Raw genomic sequence first — 23732 nt, 5'->3', positions numbered from 1 at the left:
AACAACAATGTCAACTTCGCCGCTGATCGCTGATCCCGTTATCTTTGCGCTCGTCAGCGTGTCGGCCGCCTGCCTTGTCCTGGGTGCATTCGTTGCAATTGCATGGCGCCGCCCGGCATTGGTGCTGCTTTGTTTCTTTGTCTTTTTTGCCTTTACTTGGCGGCTTTGCTCCGTGGTTTATATCGATGTCTTCGGGCCCATCTTCTCCGAACAACTGGAGCGCTGCATCGGCCCGGGCATTTCGGCGCTGCCGATGGCATTGGCGCAAGGCATCTTGATTACAGTCTTCCTTGCATCATTCCGGCCGGTCCGATTGCAGGCCCTCTTCACCGACCGGAGTTCCGCGCTTGATAGCCGCGCGTCTGGGGGCCTGGTCGACCTTTCGGACGCAGCATTGTGGATCGCCTGGTTTTATGTTACCGCCCTATGGCTGGAATTGCTGGTGCAAGGTCATATCCCACTGTTCGCCGGCATGGAGCGTTACGACTATTCGCGCCTCTATGGCGGTCCGCTGCATAGACTCCTGCTTGATTGGGGGCCCATGCTGACGTTTCAGCTCGGCGTTTTTCTCGTGGCGCCGACATTTCGCGGTCATTCATTCGACTGGCGGTTTGGCTACCTATTCGTAGGCCTGATCCTTTACCTGTTTCTGGTGGGGCATCGATTCTCGTCGCTTTATGCCTATTCGTCATTCTTGGCCATGCCGATAGGTGTTGCGATCTTGAGCCACCCAGCCTTGAGCGGGCGGCCGCTCATCTCTGGAGCCGTCGTGCGTTGTCTTGCACTCGCGGGTGCCGTTTTCGGAGCTCTCATTGTCGGAGCGGTGATCTATTCTTATACGGTCGTGCGCGGCTTCGCAGGCGCCGAGCTCTTCACAAAAGTGTCGCAACGCCTTCTCGTCCAGCAGGGCGAGATGTGGTGGATGACCTATGAACGGGTTTTCCTGCAGGATCGCTGGAACGGAGTTCATGCCGCATACAAGCTGCTTGTGGATCCTTACGATCCCCACCGGAATTCGACCATGCAGCTCCTGATGGAAGCCGCGCTACCTCAGATGCGAGCGCATTTCATCCTCGACCAGGGCTCAGCTTACACCGGGGGCTGGCCGGAGGTCTTTTTCGAGCTGGGCGGTCCGATCGGCGGTTTCGCCCTGGTGGCGATATCGGCAGTGATCTTTTCGGAGTTTATGTTTCTTCTGACGCGTTGTCTGGTTCACGAGCGTTTTGCAACCTGCTTTTTCCTCACTCCCGTATTATACGCATTGCAGATTTGTATCGCCTCGGGGATGGTCAATTCTTTTGTGCAGCTGACGTTCCTGTTGAAGGTTGTTGTGGCTCTGGTGGTGTACGTGGCTGAAGAGCGTTGGCGCTCCGACATCCTTGGTGTGCTTACCTCGACCCGTCCTCCCTACCAGACGCTCATGCAAAAGGAGTCGGGATAGTGGGAGAGAAACCGGGCGCGATCTCAGCAGATCAGTACCTCGGTGGGTTGTTCATGTTCGTGTACCGGGCGAGCCGCCGATACTTCCTCTTGATGCTCGTGTCGGCGTTCCTAGTCGGTGCGATCGTTCAGGTCCTCGCCGGCCGAACCGTTCAGGTTTATGGCGGTCGGGCGCTTATTCAACTCGGGGCGGTGGATGGAAACACGCTGACAAAGCCGACCGTTGCCATAGCTGCGATTGACAGCCCGTCCTTCCGAAAACGCTTGCTGGAGCTGGTGGATCTGGGGGGCGACGCCAACTCGCGCTCGGCAGAGGTCGTCTTAGACAGCTTAAGTGCCAGGCCTGACGCGGACGATGTGATCGCTGTCAGCGTGCGCGCCACCGACGAGCGACTGATCCGGGAGGTGATCGGTGCGTTCGCTCGTCTCCTGGGCCAGAAAGAGGAACAAAAGCGAAAGCAGCGGGTGGCCAATATCGAGGCGCAGGTCGCCGCAGCCGATGCCTATCTCACCAACCTGACGAGAATCCAGGAAGCCTTGGCCCAGGCAAAGGCCCTTGGGGCAGAGCCGACGCTGTTGGGAACTGTCCTACTGTTGGACATATCGTCGAGGTACGAGGAGCAACTGGCCAGCGTGCGCGCGAACAAGCTGGCGCTACAGGCGCGCTTGGCGGTTGACCAAACTTACCCCACGAGATTGGTCGACGACGACTTCCAGATCTCGGTCGTGTCTGGATCCTCGAGGCATTGGCGAACTGTGCTGTTCGCCGTCGCGATCACGCTGCTCGGCTTCATACTGTTCGCGCTAGTAAAGGGGCGTAGGACCAGTGGCCAGGATTGACTGAGAGGCAGAGCCGCCTGACATCACACATTTGATCATGGGCATAGGGAAATTTGAGGAGACGCTGTGCTGAAGCAGGCTGTCATTCTGGTGGGCGGACTCGGTACGCGGCTGGGGGCGCGGACAAAGTTGCTTCCCAAGCCGCTACTGGACGCTGGCGGAAAGCCCTTTTTGGACTATCTCCTCGACGAGGTGTCGCGCTATCCGACGATGGAGAGGATATTGCTGCTGGCGGGCCACCGCGCCGAGCAGGTGGTCGAGCGTTATGACGGCAGAACGTGGCGATGTGCCTCGGTCTCGGTCGTTTGCGAACCCACCCAACTTGGCACCGCTGGGGCCCTGAAGCACGCGGCAGCGCAACTGGACCCGCAGTTCGTGCTGCTGAACGGCGACTCTTTCTTCGATTTCAACCTGCTCGACCTCGCGGCCTCCGATTCGCCGGCAATGGTCTGCGTGGCCTTGAAGAAGGATCATCCGGGCGATCGCTACGGCCGCGTTCTGCTCGAGCGCAACAGCGTGAAACGCTTCCTGCCGCCGGGGACACAATCCTCCGGACCGATCAATACGGGCATCTACCGCATCGATCGTAGCATCCTCGACCTGATCGACGAGCTGCCATGCTCCCTCGAGCAGTCGATTTTTCCGCGGCTGGTCGAGATTGAGCAGTTCGAAGCGGCCCTCTATGACGGCTTCTTCATCGATATCGGCATACCCGAGGATCTAGAGCGCGCCCGGCGCGAGCTTCCAGCAAGAATGCGCCGCCCTGCCGTTTTCTTCGACCGCGATGGCGTGCTGAACGTTGACAAGGCGTATGTGCACAAGGTCAAGGATTTCGACTGGATCCCCGGCGCGCGCGAAGCCATCAAATTGTGCAACGACCGTGGCTATTTCACCTTCGTGGTGACCAACCAGTCAGGCGTCGCGCGTGGATATTATGGTATCGATGCGGTTCATCGGCTGCACGATTGGATGAGCGATGAACTGGCAGAGGTCGGCGCCCATATCGATGAGTTCCAGTATTGCCCGTATCACGTCGATGGAACCGTTGAGCAATGGCGGCGGGCCAGCGACCGGCGCAAGCCGGCGCCCGGCATGATTCTGGATTGCTTCGACGGCTGGCCGGTGCAGACCGAAGCGAGCTTTTTGATCGGTGACAATACACACGACGTGCAGGCGGCGGTTGCAGCCGGGATCGTAGGCCACCTGTTCAAGGGCCCCGATCTTGAAGCCTTTGTCCGGCCGCTACTGGGTGATCGCCAGGATTAAGACGTCGCTCTGGAATCCGACCGGATCACGCGGAACATAAGTTCAGCCTGCTCCCAATCCTCCAGTGTGTCGATGTCCTGCACCAGCACGCGCGGCAGCACCACGCCGATCGACCGGGAGGAAAACATGGGAACGTCGTCAAGGAAGGCGCGCGTGGTGCCCCAGTAGAATTGACCGGCATCGTGAAAGGCAGGCTCGAGATCCTGTGACCGCGTTACGCGGTGTTCCGGATAGAGCGAATCGACACGGCCCTCCGAGGTCAGGCGCACTGCTCGTTGAACCGGAAACGCATAATGGGTGATGGAGAATGCGAAGGCGGCGTCGGAACCGATCAGGCGATCATGAGCTTCGCGGATAAAGCGGTCCTGGATCAGCGGGGCCGTCGCATAGATGCAGCATGCGTGGCTGATTTCGCTACCACGTTCGATGAACCACGAGATGGCATGTTTGACGACCGCATTGGTGCCGGTGAAGTCGTCGGAAATTTGCTTCGGCCGCATGAACGGCGTCGCCGCGCCGTGCTGTCGTGCCAGACTCGCGATCTCTTCGTCATCGGTGGACACTACGATCTCGTCGAACAGGCCGCTCTGGCGTGCCGCGTCGATCGAATAGGCGATGATGGGTTTCCCGCAGAAGGGGCGGATGTTCTTGCGGGGAATCCGCTTGCTGCCGCCGCGTGCCGGGATAACCGCGATCTTCACGACAGGATATTCGTCAGTGCCGCGACGACGGTGTCCTGCTCAGCATCCGTCATCTTTGAGAACAGCGGCAAGGTGATGGCATCTTGGTAGTAGCTTTCGGCCTCCGGGAACATGCCGGGGCGGAAGCCTAGGCCCTGATAATAGGGCTGCGTGTGCACTGGGATATAATGCACGTTGACGCCGATGCCGGCAGCGCGCAGTGCGTCGAACACTTGGCGCCGGCTGAGTTTGATTGCATTGCGATGCAGGCGGATGACGTAGAGATGCCAAGCGGAGTTGGTGTTGGGGTGCTGCCAGGGGCAGGTCAGTGGCAGCTCCGCCAGCAGCTTATCGTAGCGCGCGGCGAGCTCGCGGCGGCGGGCGACGAACGGATCGAGGCGGGCCAGCTGACTGGTGCCGAGCGCCGCCTGGATGTCGGTCATACGATAGTTCAATCCGAGCTCGATCTGCTCATAGATCCACGGGCCGTCGCGCTCCTCGTTCGAGAGGCGGCCGTCCGGGGCGCGCTGCGCCGGGCGGATGATGCCATGGGTGCGCAAATAGGCGATGCGCTCGCCGAGCTTGGCATCATTGGTGAGCGCCATGCCGCCTTCGCCGGTCGTGATGATCTTGACCGGGTGGAAGCTGAAGATCGTGACGTCGCCGAACTCGCCGCTGCCGACCTTGCGGCCGCGATAATCACCGCCGACGGCGTGCGAGGCGTCCTCGATGATCTTGAAGCCGTAGCGGTCGGCGAGCGCGCGGATCGCGATCATTTCACAGGATTGACCCGCGAAGTGGACGGGTACGACGACCTTAGGCAGCCGGCCCTGCTTGTCGGCTGCCGCAAGCTTTTCGGTCAGCGCCGCGACACTCATGTTGTAGGTGCGCGGATCAATGTCGACGAAGTCGACGCTAGCGCCGCAATAGAGGGCGCAGTTCGCGGAGGCAACGAAGGTGTTCGGCACGGTCCACAGCCAGTCGCCCGGACCGAGGTCGAGCGCGAGACAGGCGACGTGGAGTGCGGCGGTGGCGTTCGACATCGCGATCGCGTGAGCTGCGCTGCAATAGGACGCGAGCGCGCGCTCGAAGGTCGGACCTGCCTGGCCCTGCGTCAGCCAGTCCGAGCGCAGTACCTCGGTGACCGCATCGATGTCCTCAGGCGAGATGTCCTGGCGTCCGTAGGGGATCATTGGACCGCGTTTCGGTTGAATTCCCTGATTTCGTCGATGGTGAGGAAATGGTCGTTGCGGCCGGAATTGTACTCGAACCCGTCCTCGACCGGCGCGCCTTTCTCGCCGATCTGGTTGGTCAGGTAGTCGACGTCCTTGCGGAAGAACTTGATCGTCGGCTTGATCACGAAATGATCGTGGAAGCGCAGTGTCAGATGTGAATCATCGGTCGGGCACATCACTTCGTGGAGCTTCTCGCCGGGCCGGATGCCGATCACCTTGGTCGGCAGGTTCGGGGCCATTGCGGCTGCGAGATCGGGAATCCGCACGGACGGGATCATCGGCACGAAGATCTCGCCGCCGGACATGCGCTCGAAGCTTTTGTGCACGAAATCGACGCCCTGCCGCAGCGAGATCCAGAACCGCGTCATGCGCGGATCCGTGATCGGCAGATGCTCGGCCCCGTCGGCGATCATCTTGTTGAACAGCGGCACGATCGAGCCGCGCGAGCCGACCACGTTGCCGTAGCGCACCACGGCGAACATGGTACGGTGACCGCCGGCCATGTTGTTGGCGGCGATGAACAACTTGTCGGAAGCGAGCTTGGTGGCGCCGTAGAGGTTGATCGGCTGCGCAGCCTTGTCGGTCGACAGCGCGATCACCTTCTCGACATTGGCCTCGAGCGCGGCCTGGATCACGTTCTCTGCGCCGTGCACGTTGGTCTTGATGCACTCCATGGGATTGTATTCGGCAGCCGGCACCTGCTTGAGCGCCGCGGCGTGCACGACGTAGTCGACGCCCTTCATCGCGGTGCGCAGCCGCTCGCCGTCGCGCACGTCGCCGATGAAATAGCGCATCGGAGTCTGGTCGAACTCCTGCTGCATCTCGTATTGCTTGAGTTCGTCGCGTGAATAGACGACGAGGCGGCGCGGCTTGAAGTTCTTCAAGACGCTGCCGACGAATTTGCGTCCGAACGATCCGGTGCCGCCTGTGATCAGAACGGATTTGTCGTCGAACATGATTGGGTCTTCGCCGGCTCGTATTGCAGGGATGGCAGGAATCCAAGGTGGTTACCATAGGGTCCATGGCCCGTCCATGACGTTCTTCCCCCCAAAGCGTTATTCGTCCGGGATCATGCCCCCTCGACGCCGCACCCGTGCAGGCCCTGGCGAACCGTTTGCGCGAATATCCGATTGCCGGCCGGGGAATAGTGGCCGAGGGGCGCTCTGAGCGCCGGGATGCCGACCTTGGCAGCCTCCGTCCCAATGCCTGCGACACATCGATGACGCACGTTCCAGGCGCTTGACCGGACAACTGCTTCATGAAGTCCGCATGAGGCAGAGTTGGTTCCAGGGTGTATTCCACCGGCGGGATCATGACCACCACCAACTGCTGGTTCCGCTGCTTGGCCTGCGTCCGAATCCTGGCGAGGATTTGCAGGGCCAGCGCGGCGGCACCCGAAGGATGGTCTGGTCGCCAGAACTGCGCGGGAAATTCGTTGTCGAGAAAGCTCTTGTCGACCAATTGGCGATAGATGGCGCGCGCCGCGGCATAACTGTAGGGGAACGACAGCGGCGTCCAAAGGGCTCGGAGGTAGAAGTCGTTCTTGTGGTGTTGCCAGATCGCTTGGCGGGTCACCGGCGCGGACGGTCGTGAAATCAACTGGATACCGCTTTCCGATAATCGGAATATCGGCTTGGTGATGGCGTATTGCGGCAGGTTGTCTCGCTGCCGCCCGCGATAGAACGTCCACGACGCGGCTACGTCGCGGCGCAGCATCTCGACGAAGATCCCGACGATCACGAATTTCCCTGGTGGCTTGACCAGTTCGTAGCGCAGCGCTGTCTGGTCGAGACCATAACCGCCGACGGCGTAATTCGCGACGTTGCAGCCGAGCTGCTCGGACAACAGATGTATCCAGGCCTCGTCGTCCTGCACCTCGTCGCCATACGTCATGGAGTCACCGAAGGCGGATCCGCATGTCGGATCGCGTTGTTGAGATTGCTGGCGCGGAAGATTGTCCCTCGGCCATCCGAGCGGCCCTGCAGTGTTCTCGGCGGCGAACTGTTTGCCCGTGAGGTCGAATATGTCCGGGGCGGTAGAACATGAAGGCATTCTCGTTCGCGATCGAAAGCCGCGCGAACGCGTAGCTCTGGATCTCGGCGATCGCGAATACCAGGAGCAGTCCAGCGCCAACGAAGAGTGCGTGCCGCGATCCGAACTTCATGAATCCCCAATCCCCTCCGCCGGTCTGGGCCGGCACGATCGATCAAGCCCTGCGTCTGCCGCTCATGATGAAAAGCGCGCCTTCCTCGGAGGTTGTCGCGAGCCAAGACAGTTGTGTGATGAGCCGTGCGGATTTGGAGCCGGGATCCGACGCAGACAGGAAATCCACCGCGTCGCCGCCGCTGCCGGCGATTGACGGGTAGCAATTCAAATAGTCGATGTTGTTCTCCGCAAACCACCCCAGGACCTCATCGATCGAGTGCCAGGTCTCGTGCGGATTGTAGTATTGATCCTTGACCCAGACCTCGGCCTTGCGCTTGTCGCGAATTTGGTTGCGGACCACGGCGTCGATGTTCGGTCCGAGCAGGCCGATCAGCTTCGATCGGATCAACGTCGGCACGCGTCCGAACGAATTGTACAGGCCGACGATGGCGATGCCGCCAGGCTTGGCCTTGCGCATGATCGCGGCAAACGCCCGGCGCGCATCCTTGGTGTGATGGAGAACGCCGGAGCTGAGCACGACATCGAAACTGTCATCCTTGATCCCGAGATCGAAGATGTTCATCTGCGTGAAAGCCGACCGCTGCAGGCCGTTCCGCAGCTTGTGCTCGACGGCCAGCTTGAGGCTCGACAGGGACAAGTCGATGCCTAGCACGTGGTTGTTGTTCAGCGACAGGAATTGCGACATCTGCCCGGTGCCGCAGCCGCATTCGAGGATGAGCTTGTTGTGGCCGATCGCGTCGAGCAGCCCCTGGGCGAAGGAGTTCTTCTGGCCGCGGTTGACCAGCTCGCCATATTCCTGCACGCCTTCGTAGCTCGGAAACGGATATTCTTCGCAGAACGCCTTGATCTTCGTGGTGACGCTGGCGGCGTCGTCCGTGGTCACGCTTTGCAGTAGCGACGGAATTCCGTCGATATCCGGCATGGCCATGCCGGTCGATGGGCAGCGGAAGCCGCCCGCAACCCGCTCGAGATTGGTGTCATTCGAGGCGCCCGGCGGTTTCAAGCAGGCAAGCAGGCGGGCGGGGAGAAGCGTATCGCCGTTCGATGCGGCCTGTGGCAGCGGCGAAAGCTGATCTTTCTTGCGAAGAACGATGTTGCCGATGACGAGGACATCCATCTCGCAGTTCATGAAGCAGCGATAGGCATCCTCGGGGTCGCACACGATGGGCTTATCGCGGACGTTGAAGCTGGTGTTGACCAGTACGCTGCTGCCGGTTCGCGCCTCAAACGTGCGCAGCAGCTGGTAGAAGCGGGGATTCGTCTCCGGATGGACGGTCTGGACTCGCGCCGAATAGTCGATATGGGTGACGGCCGGAATGTCGCTCCTTGGCACGTTGAGCTTGGCGATGCCCTGCAACGCCATCTGCTCCGGGCTCATCGGGATGGTGCGATCCTTCCGCACCTGTGCGACGAGCAGCATGTACGGGCTGTCGCCGTCGAGCTCGAAATACTCCGCCACGTCCTCGCGCGGAACGGCGGGTGCGAACGGTCGGAAACTCTCGCGGTATTTGATCCGGAGATTCAGCTCGCGCTGCAGCCGTGGCGACCGCGCGTCGCCGAGGATGGACCGGTTTCCCAGCGCCCTGGGGCCAAATTCCATGCGGCCCTGAAACCACCCCACGATCTTGTCCTGCGTCAATGCCGAGGTGACGTCCGCAAACAATGCGTCGTCGTCGAGCTCGCGATATTTCGCGCCGTGCTTGTCGAGAGCCGCGCGGGCCTGCTCTGCACTGTATTCGGGACCGAGATATCCGCCTTTCATGCCGTCGTGTCGTGCGCCAAGGCGCCTCGGCGCGCCAACATTGCGTGATGGGCCACGAGTGCCGCGCCGATCGCGCCGCCCGCATCGCCCGCTGCGGGCTGGATCCAGATATCCTCGAATGCCCTGTCGCGAAGCACCTTGCCGTTGGCGACGCAATTGAGCGCGACTCCGCCGGCCAGGCAAAGACGCTTCATGCCGGTCTCGCGCGCAAGCGCGCGTGTCCGGCGCAGCACCACCTCTTCGGTCACGGCCTGGATCGATGCCGCGAGATCCATCTCCTTCTGCGTCAGTCGATCCGCGGCGCGGCGGCCCGCCGAACAGACGAGCGAAATTCTCGTTCGTCATCGTCAGCCGGTGCAGTAGTCGAAATAGTCCTGCGCGATATGGAAACTGCCATCGGGCTTCAGGTCGATCAGGTGATCGAGGATGGTCTGGACGAATCGCGGCTCTCCGTACGGAGCAAGGCCCATCACCTTGTACTCGTCGGAGTTGACCTTGAAGCCAGTGTAATAGGTGAACGCGGCGTACAGCAGTCCGATCGAATGCGGAAAGTGGATCTCCTTGTCGATGTTGATCTGACCGCCCCGGCCGGTTCCGGCCGTCGTGGTGCTCCACTCTCCGACGCCATCGAGGGTCAGGATCGCCGCCTCCTCGAACGGAGAGGGATAGAAGGCTGAAGCTGCGTGACTGAGATGGTGTTCGCTGAGCAGCAGCTTCTCGGTGATGCCAAGCCCGGAGTCGATGGCCTTCAACTGGCGAAGCAGCAAATCTTTCTGGAACAGCTTCTCGCTGACCCAAAGTGGCATCGCCGTGCGAAACGAGGAAAAGCCCTTCGGCGCGAAGGCGAATAGGTTTCGATGAGCCGTTCGAACTTCAGGAACGGCTTGTCATAGAATGCGATGAAGTCGATCTGGTCGCTCGTGAGGCCGGAATGGGCAATACACCAGCTGATCGCCTTGGCAGGAAAATCGCTGGTGTTCTTGACGCGCGTGAAGCGCTCTTCCTGCGCGGCGGCGACGATCTCGCCGTCCCTGACTAGCGCGGCCGCGCTGTCATGATAGTAGGCGGATATTCCGAGGATATTCATGGCGGGTCAGAAAATCGCGTAGATGAATGGTGCGATCGCCGACCCCTTGGTGAGGAAGATGAGGCCGCTGAACGTCAGCATCAGCAAGAGGAGGGGAAGCAGCCAGAATTTCTTCCGCTGGCGCATGAAATCCCAGAATTCAAGTAGGAACGACACCCGCTCCTCCGTTTGACAACTAGAATTGCTTGGTCAATGATTCAGTGGGTAACGGCGGCTGCCGTGGCAGCAAGTAGGTGGCCGGTAAGGGGGAATTCTTCATCCGGAGCGGGTCTCTGCCGCGCCACTGCATGATCAGGCCCATCGGCACGACTGCGCCAAAGTAGATGAGTGCCATGATCACCGGATTGACGATGTGATGCAGTGCGACGCCGATCTTGTGCCAGACGAGATTTAGTGGTCGGAGCGTACGCGGCCGGAACGCGGCCGGCGCGGCAAAGACCAGCGAAACCACCAAGGCCACCAGCGCATCGACGTTCCGCGGACGACGAGCGGCCACAGCGCAATGAGCGCGAAGAAGATCGTAAAGACCAGGCCAAACGAACGATCCGATGAGACACGCTCCCGGGCGGTCTCAGCCCTTTTCATCACAATGCCCCGGCTATTCTTTCCCGAAACATACATTCACTATTGGCAATATTTTGTCAAACTTCTAATTTAATGGTTTTGCCGCACAGGCCAAGGTTGTTCGGGCTGGCTTGGCGCCCCGAAGCAACGGTTTCCCTGAAACATCGACCCGGGCCAGAACGCTGCCGTCGTTGAGCTTGATGTGGCGTTCACCACACGCTTCGGCCACCGTCCATGACCAGGTTCTGCCCGGTCATGTAACTCGACGCATCGGAACAGAGGAACTGGACCGCGGCGCGATATTCGTCGACCTCGGCCATGCGTCCCATCGGGATCAGGCGGGTGAGGCGTTCCACGAAGGCGGGATCCTGGTTGTTGAAGACGCCGCCCGGCGAGATCGCGTTGACGCGGACGCCGTGGTCGGCCCAGTAGGTCGCCAGGTATTTGGTCAGGCCGATCAGCCCGTGCTTGATCACCGAGTAGGTCACGGGCTTCACCGGCTGTTCCTCCTCGCGCGTCACGTGCGGCTGGCGGTAGAGCCGCTGGTCAGGCGCGATCACGCCGAGATCGGAGGCGATGTTGAGGACCACGCCGCGGCCGCGCCGAGCCATCTGGCCGCCGAACTCCTGCGCGCACAGCATCGCCCCGGTCAGGCCCACGGCGATCTCGGTCTGCCATTGCGGCACCGGGAACGCTTCGAAGCGCGAGGAGTGCATGACGCCCGGGCTCGACGTCACCTTCGGATCGATGGCGGCGTTGTTGACGAGGATATCGACGCTGACGCCGCGGCCTGCGAGCTGCTCGCTCGCGGCGCGGACCGAATCCTGCGCAGTGACATCGAGCGCGAGCGCGATCAGATCGGCGGAGGGCGCTGCCTGCTTCAATGCGGCGATCGCCGCCTCGGCCTGCGCAAGGTTGATCTCGGTGACGACGACGCGCGCGCCCGCTTCGCACAGCGCTGCGACATGCTGCCGCCCGAGCAGGCCGCCGGCGCCGGTCACGAGCGCGGTGCGCCCGGTGAGGTCATAGCGGGAGGACGGGCTTGCCATGGAACGGCTCCTGTTCAACTGCGCAACTGGCCGCCGTCGGCGACCATGACACTGCCGGTGATGAAGGCCGCGCGGGGCGAGGCGAGGAACGCGACGAGGTCGGCGATCTCTTCCGGCCTGCCGAGCCGGCTCAGCGCCACCTCGCGCGCGAGCATGTCTTCGACCGCGGCCTTGTTCTCGGCAAGCTTGCGCGCCCAGGTCCCGTCGGCAGCGAGAATGTTGCCCGGGGCGACCGCATTGATGCGGATGCCGTCGAGTGCCAGTGGCCGCGCCAGCCCGCGCACGGTCGCGTTCAGCGCCGCCTTCGCGGCATAGTAGGTCACGGGGGCGCCGAGCGCCGCCATGCCGGCAATCGAGGAGATGCAGATGATGGAGCGGTCGCCGCTGCCGCGCGCCATCAGCGGCCGCGCGGCCTCGATCGTGTTGGTGCTGGCGAAGAAGTTGAGGTCCATCAGCCGCGACCATTCAGCCGCAGTCTCCTTGCCGGGCGGGACGGAGGCGCCGCTGCCGACATTGCAGACGAGGATGTCGAGGCGGCCCCATTGACGTTCAACATCCTGCACCAGGGCCGCAGCGGCCGCCGGATCGGCGACATCGGCGATATGGACCGAGCTCTGTCCACTGATGGTCGCGCGCGCCGCGTTCAGCGCGTCGGTGCCGCGAGCTGCCAGCGCGACCTTCGTGCCCTCCGCGGCCAGCGCAGCGGCAATGGCAAGGCCGATGCCGCGGCTGGCGCCGGTGACGAGCGCGACGCGGTCTTCCAGCTCGAGCTTCATCGCGCCGCATCCTCGATCCAGCCGATCGTCATGTCGCGATACCGGGCGAGCGCGCCGGCGTGGTCGCCGTCGGCCGCGCGCGCGGTTTGCAGGATGTACTGTCCCTTGTAGCCGGACCGCTCGATCAGCCGGATCGTCTTGGCGAGGTCGGCGTTGCCGGTGCCGAGCGGCACGGTAGTGCCGCCGCAAATGCGGTCCTTCACATGCACGTTGAGAATGCGGGGCGCGTAGGCCTCGATCTCCTCGCTGCTGTCATAGCCGAGCGAGGCGCTGTTGCCGCTGTCATAGTTGATGCCGAAGACGTCTTGCGGAAACGCCTCCATGAACCAGGCGAGATCGCGCGGCGGCAGGTCGGACTCGAAGACGATCTTGACGTTCTGTCGGGTAAGCTGCTCGCGGCGTGCGATCAACACCCGCTTGAGCGTGTCGCTCTCGCTCTCGCGCTCGATCTTGCCATTGTCCACCAGCGGGATCACGACGAATTCGATGCCGATCCGGCTGCAGGCGGCGATCAGGAGATCGAGATCGCTAACGAGAACGTCGCGCACCACGGCGTCGACTTTCCAGAACGGCGCCTGCATGAAGCAGTCGCCGGTCAGGCTTGGAATACGCAGGCCGTTCTCGCGCGCCAGCGCGGCGATCTCGGCCTGTCCGTCCTCGGTCGCGAGCGGATTTTCCCGCAGCCGCTCCTGATCGATGGTCCATTCCATCCGCGTTAGGCCGAGCGCCTTGGCGCGCGGAAATTCCTCGCGCCATTCATCCCACGGGAACGCCTGGATCTTGCCGTCGACCAGTGCCGACAGGCGTCCCTGCATGAAGCCGATGCGTTGCGATGTTGCGGTCACGACTTGTTATCCGAGCTGGTGGCAAGGCCCTTGGCGGTCCAGCCGCCGTCGACGAAGATCTCCTGGCCGGTGACATAGGCCGAGGCATCCGACGCCAGGAAGATGGCGGCGCCGACCATGTCGCCGGGTTGCCCCCAGCGGCCGAGCATGGTGTGGCGGCGCCTGTCTTCGTGCATGGCGGGATCGGCAAAACTCTTGGCGGTCATCTCGGTTGCGACGTAACCCGGCGCCAGCGCGTTGACGCGGATGCCGTCGCTAGCATAGTCGGCGGCCAGCGCCCGTGTTAGGCCGGAGAGACCCGCTTTCGCCGCGACGTAGCCGGGATTGCCGGGGAAGCCGCGGATCGAATTGATGCTGGTGACGTTGATGATGGCGGCCGAGCCCGTCGTCTTCAGAAGCGGATAGGCGGCAAGGATCGTGGCGTAGACGCCGGTGAGGTCGGTCGCGACCGTGGCGCGGAAGCGCGCGAGCTCGCTTTCGGCTCCCTGCGGCGGAAGGCTGATGCCGGCCGCGTTGACCAACGCATCGATGCGTCCGCCCTGGGCCGCGATGGCGTCGAACGCGCGCCCGACCGCGCCATCATCAGAGAGATCGCAGGCTATGGCGGCGACGCCTTGCGGTGCGGTCCCGGAACGGCTGAGGCCGAACACCGTGGCGCCGGCCTCCTTGAGGCCGGCTGCAATCGCAGCACCGATGCCGCGCGAGGCGCCGGTGACGACGGCGATCTTGCCGGCAAGAGAGAAGGCGCTGAGGTCAGGCATAGCCGTAACTGCGCATGATGGCCCCGCAGAGCTTGACGTCTTCGGTGCGGTCGATCTGGAACATCTTGTGGCGCTCCATCACATGGAAGCCGATCTTGCCGCCGAGACGGTTGCTCTGTTCGCGCAGGAGTGAAGGAATGAGCACGTAGAAGGAGCCGTTCTCGAGGTAACGCTTCTCGATCTGCTGGCGCATGCGGCGGTTGTGATAGTCGTAATTGATCGGCTCCGGTCCGCTCGCGCCGATGCGCCAGTTGAAATAATCCTCGACTTCGCAAACCGAAAGCAGGCTGTCGAGATGCTCGCGATCGAAGGTCGCAAGCGCCGCCTCGATGTCAGCGGGCTCGCGGATCGGCGAGGTCGCCTGCAGCGCGACGATGCGCTCGAAGCGGCCCATCCGCTCGTCGATGGCCTCGAGCGCATGCAGCCAGGCGGATTCGGAGGAGGCGAGGTCGCCCGAAATATCGTCGGGACGCTGCACGCCGACCGCGCCGGCGGCTTCCGCCGCTTCCAGAATCCTGTCGCTGTCCGACGAGACCGCCACGACGTCGACGCCCCGCGCGGCGCGCGCCTGCTCGACCGTCCAGGCAATCAGCGGCTTGCCGCAGAGATCGAGCAGGTTCTTGTGCGGGATGCCCTTGGAGCCGCCCCGCGCGGCGATCACGGCCAGCGTCTTGCGCGCCATCAGATGTGTCCCTCGAGACGTTCGAGCGCGGTCCAGAAGCCTTCGCCCATGTTCTTGTGGCCCTCTCTCGGTCCGCCGGAGCGCGCCCAGACGAAGTTGCGATTAACACAGGTAGCAACGGGGGCGTGGATGGTGGAGCCGGCCAGCATCCGCCTTTGGATGGCGCCATCGGTTACGGCGCCGACTACTGTCCCCTCCGGATCCTGCGCAAACAGGATGCCGAGCGTATTGGCATTCAGCGGCCGGCGCGCTTCCTCGATCGTCTCCGTCTCGGCGATCGTCACGAGGTTTGTGGTGATCAAGGCCATGGGTCCAAAAGCTGAGGCAATTCAGGTTGTTACCTCCGGCGCCAATAGCTAGAAAAGGCCAGATAGGTGTCCTAGATACGCCAAGGCAGGCGCACGACGCAAGTTGCCGCACGGGCGCAATCCGATGTATACTCGAAATACCGGCCTGAGCGTCTGGGCGCCTCCCATTTTTAGTGTTTTTCGAGACCGGGCATGGGGGCACAATGCCCTGAATGGCTATCCGGTGGTCCTGTGTCATTTGACTGATGACAAGTCGTCTGGCGAACTCACGTGCGTAGTGTCAGCGGCAGCGGTCAAGGTAGGGGCTGTCGTGCGCGGGCCACTGGGAAGCCCTTAGCATTGTTTGTGAAGGCGTTCCTGCTGTTGGCGGGGGCCTGAAAAAGGCTGCAGAAATCAAGGATCGAATCTCCCGCGGCCTGCCGCTATGAATTGTCACCGCAACAACTGTTGGAGCGACGGACCGGTGAATACCTTCTCAGCGGCCTCTTGCTTGACCCCCACGATCAATCGGATCGGAGTGGGAAACACACTCCGGAAGCGGCGATCGGACGTCAAGGTGAACGTCATCTCAGACGATCCAGAAGGTAAGTCCATTATTGCAGCGATGGCATCTGCTCCAAGCGGATGAAGCTCAACCGGTGTATTACCCGACTGCAGTTGACGAAGGGTGGTCGCAATTTCCCTTCCGGCCAAAACGACGATGTAGCGTCCCGCCTGAGGCGCCACCATGGCGATCGAGAGGTTAGGCTCACGATATGTCGCGGCACCGAAGGAAATTCTGTCCGGATCGGATTGTGGAGTTGTGTCCCACAGCATGCTGCCGCTTCTGTCGTAGATCAGTTTCAGGCCCAGCCGCTGAGCTTGTTCAATCATCGTATCAGCCGGAGGGCCTTGAAGCAGGGCAAGCAATTTGATGCGATAGAGGGCTAGCACATCGGTACCTGCGCGGGCGTCGATCAAATCGAGGTGCCCCGGAGCAAGCTGTTTCGGTGTCTTGTCACAGAGCCTCGTCTTCGTGTGCATATCGAATTGCGGATAGGCGGGAAACAGACTGCAGAACACGGCGACACGATCCACGTAAAGATCGTGCCACATAATATAGCGGGGGTCGGGTACGAAGCTTGGAACGCTTGATACTGCCAACATCAAGCCATTTCTGTAAGCCTGTTGGGGGTAGTCGTACTCCGGGGGCACAAGCAACCTGCTGCCGGGCGGAAGCGACGCAGTCTGTTCTCGAATCTGATCTAGCAACGCCGCTGCCCCTGACGGCAAGGGACGTGCTCCGTTGTAGCTCTCGACGGAGCCGACGGTTCGGCTGATCGCCTGAGGCAACGGATAACGCACAACCCACAAATTTCTGATGACCCCAATCAGCACCAACGGCACGATCAGGCCAACCACAATCTTGCGGCTCAGTGAGGACGGAACGGCAACCGAAAGACCGGCAAATAGGGCAAACGGGATAATGGCATTGGTCCAAAATCGATAGGCATGGCTGTTGAGTCCGAACGTTCCGAGCCCCATGCCCACGGATACGAGTAACATGACCGACAACCAGATCAACCGGTCCAGCCGGCCAAGCCTGCGAGCGTTCAGAAGCACAATCAAAGCTGCGGCGATATAGACGAGATGAAATAGGACAAATTCAATCGTTGGGACCCTCGCGTAGGAGTCAACCTCCTCAAAGCGTCCAGCTTGCAGCGACAGCTGCCAAATTTGAAGTGCATATGGTGACGCTACGATCGCCGCGCTGGCACCGTAGATGGCCGTGAATCGCACACTTCGCGCCTCCACCAATGAGGCAAGGAAACAAGTGGACCAGAATATCACGAAGCTGAGCATCGAGAGCCCAACCATCTTGCCTCGCACGATCATCAGGGCGAGGACGATAACGATCACGCTGGCCCGAGCTATGGCGTTACCAATTCGTCCAGCCCGAATCAGACTGGCGATGCCATCGGCGGCGACGTAAACGCTCACGGTGGTTGCGAGCTGAAGAAAGGTGAGAGTGTGGGCAAGACAGGCCAAGCCGAGCAGAGCGCCTGCGAAAAGGGTGACGATCGCGCGGTCACCTCTCTTCGCGCAGTATAGAGATGCAAGCACGGGAAGAAACAGCACCCATCCGAAATCCTGAGAGGATGCAACTCCCATGCTCTCCGCAGGCGGGATCAAGTTGCCGCTCGTCTGTGATACGCCGGAAAAGCGCTCGAGAATGGGATAGAGATAGTGGACGAATGGGGTTTCTCCAGCTCCGACCACCAGCAGGGCCATGAACACCCCAACGCACCGGTCGATGTCGAGCGCGCGCATGGAAAAATAGGATCCGAGAAACAATAGAGTCAGCAGAAGCGGAACATAGATCACCGCCTGTGCCTGAAAAGGAGGAAGCCGAGTCGCGTAAGCGATCAGATTGATCAGCCAGTCGGAGAGAAAATTGTAGTAAGTCGGAAATTCTCCCGAATACGCGTCGGTCACGAGGGCTGCGCCGTGGAAACGGCCGTAGAGCGACAGGGAGACCGATTCAATGTGCCAAACGGTGTCGGCGTTGCCGTACCAGAAGTCCGTGATCTGCGGCCCGGCGAAGATGAAAATGAAGAGACAAACGAGAGCAGACAGGCAAGCCCAAATAAGGGCACGTTGGTTGTAGCTGGTCACATTACTTGTCCTGGGGGCAAAGCTCGTCTTAGAGCCCCGCGCTTTGAAATTCGATATACAGCGCTCAACTCTCGCGCGAACTTTGGCAGGAAAAGCAGGTAGCAAATCTGTGGCTGCAATGCCACCTTGTGATCTAAGGTTTCTCGATCGGGCTTTCCGCGAACGGTGGGTGTAACCGAAAGGCGACAGTACTGGTTAACAAAGCTCTTGATAAGGAAGGTATTGCACCGCCTAACTTGAAAAGTGATAACCGTCGTTGAAGTGAGGGCCTGCCCCGATGATATTCGAAAGACTGATGCTTGATGGGGCGCTGCTGATCCGTCCGGATCGTCACGTTGATGAGCGGGGTTATTTCGCGCGCACCTACTGCCGGGAAACATTTCTGGCACAAGGCTTGAAAGATTGCAGCCTGCAGTGTTCGACCTCGTTCAATCTCCGCCGCGGTACCCTCCGCGGGCTGCACTTGCAGCGAGAACCCCACGGTGAAGCCAAGCTGATCCGTTGCGTTCGCGGCGAAGTTTATGACGTCATCGTCGATGTTCGAGATGGTTCAGTTAGCTATGGTCGCTGGTACGCAGTGCATTTGAGCGGGGAGAACGGTATTAGCCTCTACGTCCCCGCCGGCTTTGCACACGGGTTCATGACGCTGATGGACGAAACGGAGCTACTCTATCAAATGGCCGATCCGTTCATGCCTGCATCGGCTGCAGGCATCGTTTGGAATGATCCTGATCTCGAAATTAGTTGGCCACTCGAACCGATCGTCATTTCAACAAAGGATCGCTCGCTGCCGACATTGAAGGCGTGGCGCGATGCAGGCTAAGAGAAAATGCTCGACTCTTCTGCGCCACGCACTTCGGCGACCGAGGACTGAATGCTGATGATGAAGCGTCCGCCGTCGCGAGCCCGTTGGAGGTCAGCGGATCCGCTTGAGATACCCGTCTGGAGCCACGGTGATTAGCAGCTTTTGCTGGATACTTTTGTCGATTTCAAACTCCGGATGACGACTGAGGAAATCCCACGCCGCGGTCTTTGCATTGTTGCCTCTGCCCCAGGGACGATCGGCGAAGGCGTCTTCCGGCATATCCTCAATGACAGTATCAAACACGATGCAGTAGCTTCCAACCGTCACCAGGTCCGCGTAGGCCTCCAACTCGGCAAGCACGTGGTCGTGCGTGTGGTTGCTGTCGAGGATAACGAGCACGCTGCGCTTGCCAGCAGCCCTCGCTTTGACCGCAGAAACCACCTCCGGTTCGACGCTCGAACCCTCGATCATGGAAATGCGTCGTGCCAACGGATGGGCTTCAATCGCAGCGCGATTGTGCGCCCGGATGTCGATATCGATGCCCAACACTTGCGCTTCTTGCGGTCCGCCCGAAATCGCGTTCAATTCCAATATCGACGCCGATAGAACCAGCGAGCCGCCGTGGGCGATGCCGGTTTCGACAATGAGATCCGGCTTGACCGACCAGATGATCTCCTGGAGGGCGAGGGCGTCCTGCGGATATTGGATGATGGGACGTCCCATCCATTCGAAATGGTACGAATATTTTGCACGATTGGCGCGATCCATCCACGACCTCGTGGCGGCGGCAAGCCCGGGATCATCGCCCATGCGGGTGATTTCATCGGCGCATTCGCGCTTGAATTTCTCATGCTCGCTCATGGCGACTTCCTTTTGATATCGATGCGGACTTCATACACGTCATCGCCGTCCGTGAAAGTGCACGCGGGATAGCCTGGAAACGTGCGGGCGCGAATTCGGTTCAGTAGATCGCGCACTTCGCAGGTCTGGTCCAAGACGAGCGAGCTCGCAGGCTCCAGCTCGGATCCGCGATGGAACGTACCGGTCGCCAGGTTCTGCTGCCGCGTCTCGAAGTCCAGCCTGCGAAGCCGGGGATACGTTTCCTGAACGAGCATCAACATCGCGTCCGTTGCCTTGCGGTACAGCGATCCCCCGGTATCTTCCCAGCCGTAGGGAATTTCGAGCTGCGCGACGATATCGCCGCAATCTACCCCTTCGTTCACCATGTGCAGGCTAACGCCGAAGGGCACGCGATCAACGATCGACCAAAAATTGTAGTGCTTGCCCCTGCCGTAAGGCAGCAGACTCGGGTGAGTATTGATAAAACCGCGCCGGGGCAGCGAGAGCAGGGGGGGCCTGATGAGTTTTGGCCACCAGGCCAGCAGACCGAGATCGAAAGAGAGCCCTTCGCTTGCTGCAAAGCGCGAGACCTGATCGGAGGACTCAAACACCAGCGTGCGCAGCTGCGCATTGCGGGCACTTGCAGCGAGCCCGTTGTCGGTTGTGGTGACCACCAGCGCAATATCGCTCCTATAATGGCCGATCAGCCAGAGGGCGAGTTCAGAGCCGACATGGCCATCCGCAAACAGCAAGAGCTTAATCAACGCCTCACTCCTCCCGGACCATTCGGCACACCAACGCAATCACGCGATCCTGGTCCTCTGGCGTCATGTCATGATAGCTTGGCAAGTTGATCGCACGGCTAGGGATGTCGTGCGCATGCTTGTTGTCTGGCACTTCTTTGAACATCGACAGCCCGGACAGAGGATAGAAAAAGACGCGAGCGTCGATGTTGTCCGCTGCGAACGCTGCAACCAGCCTCTCTCGTGTGACTCCGCTCGATGGCTCGAACACGACGGTGGGCATCCAGGCGCCGTTGATGACGTTGGTCGGCTCCGGATTCATTCGCACACCGGGCAGGCGCTGCAGGCGGTCCCGGTAGTAATGAAAAATCTGCTGCTTGCGACTGGTCAACTCGGCAATGCGCTCCATCTGGGCGCAGCCCATGGCAGCCTGGACGTTTGACATCTTGTATTTGAATCCGACGATATCAGGCCAAAACTGTTTGGATTGCGTACGTGATCTGCCGTGATTTGAGAGCGTCAGCACCCGCTCGTAAAGCGCGCCGTCGTTGGTCACGAACATGCCACCCTCGCCAGTTGTAACCGTCTTTGTGCCGTGAAAGGAGAAGGCCCCGAACGTCCCCATGCTGCCTGCGCGTTTGCCGAAATATAGAGAACCGATCGCTTCCGCAGCGTCCTCGATCACCGGAATACCATGTTTCTCACCAATTGCGAGGAGGCGGTCCATGTCGCACAGGTTGCCGTAAAGATGGACGGCCAGGATAGCTTTTGTCCTCGGCGTAATCGCAGCCTCTACCATAGCGGGATCAATGCACCAGCTATCCTCTCGGATATCAGTAAATACCGGCGTGGCGCCGAGATGAATGATCGGCGCGGCTGAAGCGATCCAGTTGGTATCGGCCATGATGACTTCGTCGCCGGGACCAATCCCAAGCGCCGCCATTCCCATGTGCAGCGCTCCCGTGCAGCTAGACGTAGCAATCGCATACGATGTGCCAAGGTGGGCCTTGAACGCGGCTTCGAAGCGATTGATGTATTCATAACAGCGCTCGCCCCAACCATTTGCGGCCGCGTCCGTAGCATATCGAACTTCCAGCTCGGTAATGGAGGGTTTGGTGTAGAGAATTCGCGATGGTTTGGCTGTATCCATGCTGGCTTGCTCCTAAATGTGACCCATCAGGGCCAGCTCTGAAGAACGGAGACAGGATCGCGTCGATCAGACGCTTGCGCATCACGGGGACGGGCGGGCCAATTGGTCATCGCGTCATCTCCCAGCTAAGGTCTGTCATGATTTCCGGTCCAGAGAACCTCGATCGGTTGGCCGCTTATGGCCGCAGCACCGCCATCGGTCCCTTGTTGAATGGAGTGCTCGATAATTGCCAGCGGCTTGTCCTTGACCTGATTGTAGATCCGCTGCACGTAGAATCCCTGAATCGCAAATAGAAACGACACGGTAGCCATTGTTCCGAGCTGAAGTAGTGCTAGAGTCATGAATCCGAGCGGCATTGGCCTATCGCTCGTGATCCAGGCGAACAAATAGACGCACACCAACACGCTTGCCGCAGCTACCAGAATAAGCCCCAGATAGCTTGAAAGCCGCAACGGAATGGTGGTGTGATTGGTGATGCCGTCGATCGCCAATTTGAAGAGCTGTGAAAGACCGAATTTCGATCGTCCGTGTGCTCTCGACGAGCGCTCATATGTTATTCCGATCTGCTTCAGGCCAAGACTGGCGATCGTGCCGCGCAGATAAGGATCATTATCGTGCAGCGCGCAGACCACGTCCACGACTTGCCGGTCCAGCAGACGGAAATCACCGGCATCGTGGGGAAGGACATCATCGCTCAGATGATTGATGAGACGATAAAAAGCCATCCGCGCGGTTCTTGTAGGCAGATCCTCCTCGGGGCGCCGCCGCACACCGTAGACGATGTGATATCCTTCTTTCCATTTCCGCAAGAACTCGAGCAGAAGCTCGGGCGGATCCTGCATATCGGCATCGATTTGCGCGACCGCATGGCCTCGCGCCTTGTGATATCCGACGAGAATAGACTTCTGGAATCCAATATTGCGCGAAAAGCGGAAGATGCGAATGGTGAGTACGCGGGGGTCGATCTGAAGCGCCTGCTGTTTGAGCTCCTCGAGTGTCTTGTCGACAGAACAATTGTCGTTGGCCACGACCTCGGTTGACATATCGAACTCTTCGCGGATTCGCTTCGCCAGCGCGGTTAGCCGCTGGAATAAGGGTTCGATATTCCCCTCTTCGTTCAGGGCTGGAACGATAATGGAGACCGTGCCGGTCATCACGACCTCCCCACGTTCAGCTCCTTGAACCAACAAACGACTCCCTCGATCGGATCACGGTTCGCGGCAAGATAAGGACTGCGCTGATAGATACTTTCGAACACTTCGCCCTGAGAATGGATCTTGGAACCGACTTCCAGCAGATCAGTTTCATTGAAGTATTTGAACACGGCGGAGGCGAGGTCACGCAGACGGATCGGCTCCCCGGAACTCAACTCGATCATTTGATCCTGACCGTCTCCAGAGAGAAACGACCAGATGCTCGCTGCGATGTCATGGACATGATGGTATTCGCGCAGCTGCGCGCCGCCGCTCATCCTGAACCGTTCCTTCCGAACGAGCGCTTCGAACATCTGACCGGCGAACATGAATCGGTGTGGCCTCTTACTCCCCCCGTAGAGCGTGTGTAGCCGGATGTGGTGCCAGCGCAATGGGTCGCCTGCACGGGATAGGGCCTCAAACATACGGGACTTGGACGCCAAATAGGCATTGGAAGATGCCAGCGCACTGTGACTTTCGAGCACCGATCCAATTGTCACTAAGCGTACCCGGCCTGGCCGTGCCAGGTTGCCGAGAAGGGCGTAAAGGCGCCGTGGAAATTCGACGTTGATGGCCTCGATAACGGCGGGATCGGCGCCTGGATTGACAATGCCTACCGCACAGATCCAGTCCTGTGCGACGCCAGGTGCGAACAAAGATGAAACGACTTGGTGCCCATTTCCTTCCAGGACCTGCCTGACTAAGTCGCCGCTTGCAAGATCGACGCGAGCCCCTGGCTGCGCCTCGATTACGGCTCTTAGCGCAGTACCGAGAAAGCCCGAGTGTCCAATCAGTACAGCGTTGCGATTGGCGCCGTTCATGTCACCCTTAGATCAATCCGGCCTTGCGAGTCCCCCGGGACCGTGCCCAACAATACGCGTTTAG

General features: G+C 60.4%; 23 protein-coding genes and 1 pseudogene. 5 read left to right on the top strand and 19 right to left on the bottom strand.

All coding sequences use genetic code 11. The annotated features are described in order from the left end of the window. Window positions 1–7 precede the first annotated feature (7 nt). The 3 genes from JQ617_RS09720 to JQ617_RS09710 all read left to right on the top strand — a co-directional run bounded on the left by JQ617_RS09720 (window position 8) and on the right by JQ617_RS09710 (window position 3546). Entirely contained in the window at window positions 8–1441 is a 1434-nt protein-coding gene (locus JQ617_RS09720; RefSeq protein WP_212026133.1) for a DUF6418 domain-containing protein, read from the top strand. Then, on the top strand, window positions 1441–2280 hold the full coding sequence (locus JQ617_RS09715) for a GumC domain-containing protein (RefSeq protein ID WP_212026132.1): 840 nt from the start codon (window positions 1441–1443) through the stop codon (window positions 2278–2280). The genes JQ617_RS09720 and JQ617_RS09715 overlap by 1 nt, the downstream gene beginning before the upstream one ends. Before the next feature lie 66 nt (window positions 2281–2346). After that, a complete protein-coding gene (locus JQ617_RS09710) occupies window positions 2347–3546 on the top strand; it encodes an HAD-IIIA family hydrolase (RefSeq protein ID WP_212026131.1) in 1200 nt (399 codons plus the stop codon). Here JQ617_RS09710 and pseF read toward each other — a convergent pair. From pseF to pseB, 3 genes are read right to left on the bottom strand one after another with little or no spacing between them, the layout of a single operon-like run. Next, complete coding sequence (gene pseF / locus JQ617_RS09705) at window positions 3543–4247, bottom strand: pseudaminic acid cytidylyltransferase (protein ID WP_212026130.1); 705 nt, start codon at window positions 4245–4247, stop codon at window positions 3543–3545. The two genes, JQ617_RS09710 and pseF, sit on opposite strands and share 4 nt — an antisense overlap. Continuing rightward, window positions 4244–5419, bottom strand: coding sequence for a UDP-4-amino-4,6-dideoxy-N-acetyl-beta-L-altrosamine transaminase (pseC, locus tag JQ617_RS09700; protein WP_212026129.1), 1176 nt, complete (start codon window positions 5417–5419; stop codon window positions 4244–4246). The genes pseF and pseC overlap by 4 nt, the downstream gene beginning before the upstream one ends. Continuing rightward, window positions 5416–6417 carry a UDP-N-acetylglucosamine 4,6-dehydratase (inverting) gene (gene pseB, locus JQ617_RS09695; RefSeq protein ID WP_212026128.1) on the bottom strand — a complete coding sequence of 334 codons (1002 nt, stop codon included), beginning with the start codon at window positions 6415–6417 and terminating at the stop codon, window positions 5416–5418. The genes pseC and pseB overlap by 4 nt, the downstream gene beginning before the upstream one ends. 691 nt (window positions 6418–7108) lie before the next feature. On the opposite strand from pseB, the gene JQ617_RS09690 reads away from it, so the two are divergent. Further along, the gene (locus tag JQ617_RS09690) at window positions 7109–7507 is read left to right on the top strand and encodes a hypothetical protein (protein WP_212026127.1); all 399 of its coding nucleotides are present in this window, start codon (window positions 7109–7111) and stop codon (window positions 7505–7507) included. A gap of 160 nt (window positions 7508–7667) precedes the next feature. Here the strand turns inward: JQ617_RS09690 and JQ617_RS40440 are convergent, their stop codons facing one another. The 11 genes and pseudogenes from JQ617_RS40440 to JQ617_RS09640 all read right to left on the bottom strand — a co-directional run bounded on the left by JQ617_RS40440 (window position 7668) and on the right by JQ617_RS09640 (window position 18116). Then, window positions 7668–8549, bottom strand: coding sequence for a class I SAM-dependent methyltransferase (locus JQ617_RS40440; protein ID WP_502754878.1), 882 nt, complete (start codon window positions 8547–8549; stop codon window positions 7668–7670). A 129-nt stretch (window positions 8550–8678) separates the two neighbouring features. Then, a pseudogene (locus JQ617_RS40435) lies at window positions 8679–10476 on the bottom strand (carbamoyltransferase family protein); the annotation flags it as partial. A 6-nt stretch (window positions 10477–10482) separates the two neighbouring features. Continuing rightward, a complete protein-coding gene (locus tag JQ617_RS09680; RefSeq protein ID WP_212026126.1) occupies window positions 10483–10632 on the bottom strand; it encodes a DUF5989 family protein in 150 nt (49 codons plus the stop codon). A 19-nt stretch (window positions 10633–10651) separates the two neighbouring features. Beyond that, window positions 10652–10936 carry a hypothetical protein gene (locus tag JQ617_RS09675; RefSeq protein WP_212026125.1) on the bottom strand — a complete coding sequence of 95 codons (285 nt, stop codon included), beginning with the start codon at window positions 10934–10936 and terminating at the stop codon, window positions 10652–10654. A 313-nt stretch (window positions 10937–11249) separates the two neighbouring features. Continuing rightward, window positions 11250–12089 carry an SDR family oxidoreductase gene (locus JQ617_RS09670; RefSeq protein ID WP_212026124.1) on the bottom strand — a complete coding sequence of 280 codons (840 nt, stop codon included), beginning with the start codon at window positions 12087–12089 and terminating at the stop codon, window positions 11250–11252. 14 nt (window positions 12090–12103) lie between these two features. Then, window positions 12104–12865, bottom strand: coding sequence for an SDR family NAD(P)-dependent oxidoreductase (locus JQ617_RS09665; RefSeq protein ID WP_212026123.1), 762 nt, complete (start codon window positions 12863–12865; stop codon window positions 12104–12106). Next, window positions 12862–13710: a sugar phosphate isomerase/epimerase family protein gene (locus JQ617_RS09660; RefSeq protein WP_349630604.1), complete on the bottom strand. Its 849-nt coding sequence runs from the start codon at window positions 13708–13710 to the stop codon at window positions 12862–12864. Before JQ617_RS09660 ends, JQ617_RS09665 begins: the two co-directional genes overlap by 4 nt. Further along, window positions 13707–14471, bottom strand: coding sequence for an SDR family oxidoreductase (locus JQ617_RS09655; RefSeq protein ID WP_212026122.1), 765 nt, complete (start codon window positions 14469–14471; stop codon window positions 13707–13709). Before JQ617_RS09655 ends, JQ617_RS09660 begins: the two co-directional genes overlap by 4 nt. After that, window positions 14464–15153, bottom strand: coding sequence for an acylneuraminate cytidylyltransferase family protein (locus JQ617_RS09650; RefSeq protein WP_145661475.1), 690 nt, complete (start codon window positions 15151–15153; stop codon window positions 14464–14466). Before JQ617_RS09650 ends, JQ617_RS09655 begins: the two co-directional genes overlap by 8 nt. Next, window positions 15153–15461, bottom strand: coding sequence for a CBS domain-containing protein (locus JQ617_RS09645; RefSeq protein WP_212026121.1), 309 nt, complete (start codon window positions 15459–15461; stop codon window positions 15153–15155). The genes JQ617_RS09650 and JQ617_RS09645 overlap by 1 nt, the downstream gene beginning before the upstream one ends. Before the next feature lie 432 nt (window positions 15462–15893). After that, window positions 15894–18116, bottom strand: coding sequence for a hypothetical protein (locus tag JQ617_RS09640; RefSeq protein WP_212026120.1), 2223 nt, complete (start codon window positions 18114–18116; stop codon window positions 15894–15896). A gap of 295 nt (window positions 18117–18411) precedes the next feature. Here JQ617_RS09640 and rfbC point away from each other — a divergent pair, with 295 nt between their 5' ends. Continuing rightward, window positions 18412–18939 carry a dTDP-4-dehydrorhamnose 3,5-epimerase gene (rfbC, locus tag JQ617_RS09635; RefSeq protein ID WP_502754872.1) on the top strand — a complete coding sequence of 176 codons (528 nt, stop codon included), beginning with the start codon at window positions 18412–18414 and terminating at the stop codon, window positions 18937–18939. A gap of 93 nt (window positions 18940–19032) precedes the next feature. Here rfbC and JQ617_RS09630 read toward each other — a convergent pair whose 3' ends face one another. From JQ617_RS09630 to JQ617_RS09610, 5 genes are all read right to left on the bottom strand, one after another. Continuing rightward, the gene (locus JQ617_RS09630) at window positions 19033–19782 is read right to left on the bottom strand and encodes a cephalosporin hydroxylase family protein (RefSeq protein ID WP_212026118.1); all 750 of its coding nucleotides are present in this window, start codon (window positions 19780–19782) and stop codon (window positions 19033–19035) included. Continuing rightward, complete coding sequence (locus JQ617_RS09625; RefSeq protein WP_212026117.1) at window positions 19779–20525, bottom strand: formyltransferase family protein; 747 nt, start codon at window positions 20523–20525, stop codon at window positions 19779–19781. The genes JQ617_RS09630 and JQ617_RS09625 overlap by 4 nt, the downstream gene beginning before the upstream one ends. Window positions 20526–20529: 4 nt before the next feature. Beyond that, a complete protein-coding gene (locus JQ617_RS09620; protein WP_212026116.1) occupies window positions 20530–21654 on the bottom strand; it encodes a DegT/DnrJ/EryC1/StrS family aminotransferase in 1125 nt (374 codons plus the stop codon). A 125-nt stretch (window positions 21655–21779) separates the two neighbouring features. Next, entirely contained in the window at window positions 21780–22808 is a 1029-nt protein-coding gene (locus tag JQ617_RS09615; protein WP_212026115.1) for a glycosyltransferase family 2 protein, read from the bottom strand. Next, window positions 22808–23668 (bottom strand): NAD-dependent epimerase/dehydratase family protein, encoded by an 861-nt coding sequence (locus JQ617_RS09610; RefSeq protein WP_212026114.1) that lies wholly within the window; start codon window positions 23666–23668, stop codon window positions 22808–22810. The genes JQ617_RS09615 and JQ617_RS09610 overlap by 1 nt, the downstream gene beginning before the upstream one ends. Window positions 23669–23732 lie beyond the last annotated feature (64 nt).

Source organism: Bradyrhizobium sp. KB893862 SZCCT0404 (genome assembly GCF_018130885.1).
In the GTDB taxonomy this organism is placed as follows: Bacteria; Pseudomonadota; Alphaproteobacteria; order Rhizobiales; family Xanthobacteraceae; genus Bradyrhizobium; species Bradyrhizobium stylosanthis.
This window is presented reverse-complemented; position numbering and strand designations above follow the sequence as displayed.

What these genes read in the sequence shown, in the direction of transcription:
- JQ617_RS09645 (WP_212026121.1), bottom strand. Translation starts at nt 15,461, where the DNA reads ATGGCCTTGATCACCACAAACCTCGTGACGATCGCCGAGACGGAGACG.
- JQ617_RS09670 (WP_212026124.1), bottom strand. Translation starts at nt 12,089, where the DNA reads ATGGCAAGCCCGTCCTCCCGCTATGACCTCACCGGGCGCACCGCGCTC.
- JQ617_RS09655 (WP_212026122.1), bottom strand. Translation starts at nt 14,471, where the DNA reads ATGCCTGACCTCAGCGCCTTCTCTCTTGCCGGCAAGATCGCCGTCGTC.
- JQ617_RS09610 (WP_212026114.1), bottom strand. Translation starts at nt 23,668, where the DNA reads ATGAACGGCGCCAATCGCAACGCTGTACTGATTGGACACTCGGGCTTT.
- pseC (WP_212026129.1), bottom strand. Translation starts at nt 5,419, where the DNA reads ATGATCCCCTACGGACGCCAGGACATCTCGCCTGAGGACATCGATGCG.
- JQ617_RS09720 (WP_212026133.1), top strand. Translation starts at nt 8, where the DNA reads ATGTCAACTTCGCCGCTGATCGCTGATCCCGTTATCTTTGCGCTCGTC.
- JQ617_RS09620 (WP_212026116.1), bottom strand. Translation starts at nt 21,654, where the DNA reads ATGGATACAGCCAAACCATCGCGAATTCTCTACACCAAACCCTCCATT.
- rfbC (WP_502754872.1), top strand. Translation starts at nt 18,412, where the DNA reads ATGCTTGATGGGGCGCTGCTGATCCGTCCGGATCGTCACGTTGATGAG.
- JQ617_RS09650 (WP_145661475.1), bottom strand. Translation starts at nt 15,153, where the DNA reads ATGGCGCGCAAGACGCTGGCCGTGATCGCCGCGCGGGGCGGCTCCAAG.
- JQ617_RS09665 (WP_212026123.1), bottom strand. Translation starts at nt 12,865, where the DNA reads ATGAAGCTCGAGCTGGAAGACCGCGTCGCGCTCGTCACCGGCGCCAGC.
- JQ617_RS09615 (WP_212026115.1), bottom strand. Translation starts at nt 22,808, where the DNA reads ATGACCGGCACGGTCTCCATTATCGTTCCAGCCCTGAACGAAGAGGGG.
- JQ617_RS40440 (WP_502754878.1), bottom strand. Translation starts at nt 8,549, where the DNA reads ATGCCGGATATCGACGGAATTCCGTCGCTACTGCAAAGCGTGACCACG.
- JQ617_RS09630 (WP_212026118.1), bottom strand. Translation starts at nt 19,782, where the DNA reads ATGAGCGAGCATGAGAAATTCAAGCGCGAATGCGCCGATGAAATCACC.
- pseB (WP_212026128.1), bottom strand. Translation starts at nt 6,417, where the DNA reads ATGTTCGACGACAAATCCGTTCTGATCACAGGCGGCACCGGATCGTTC.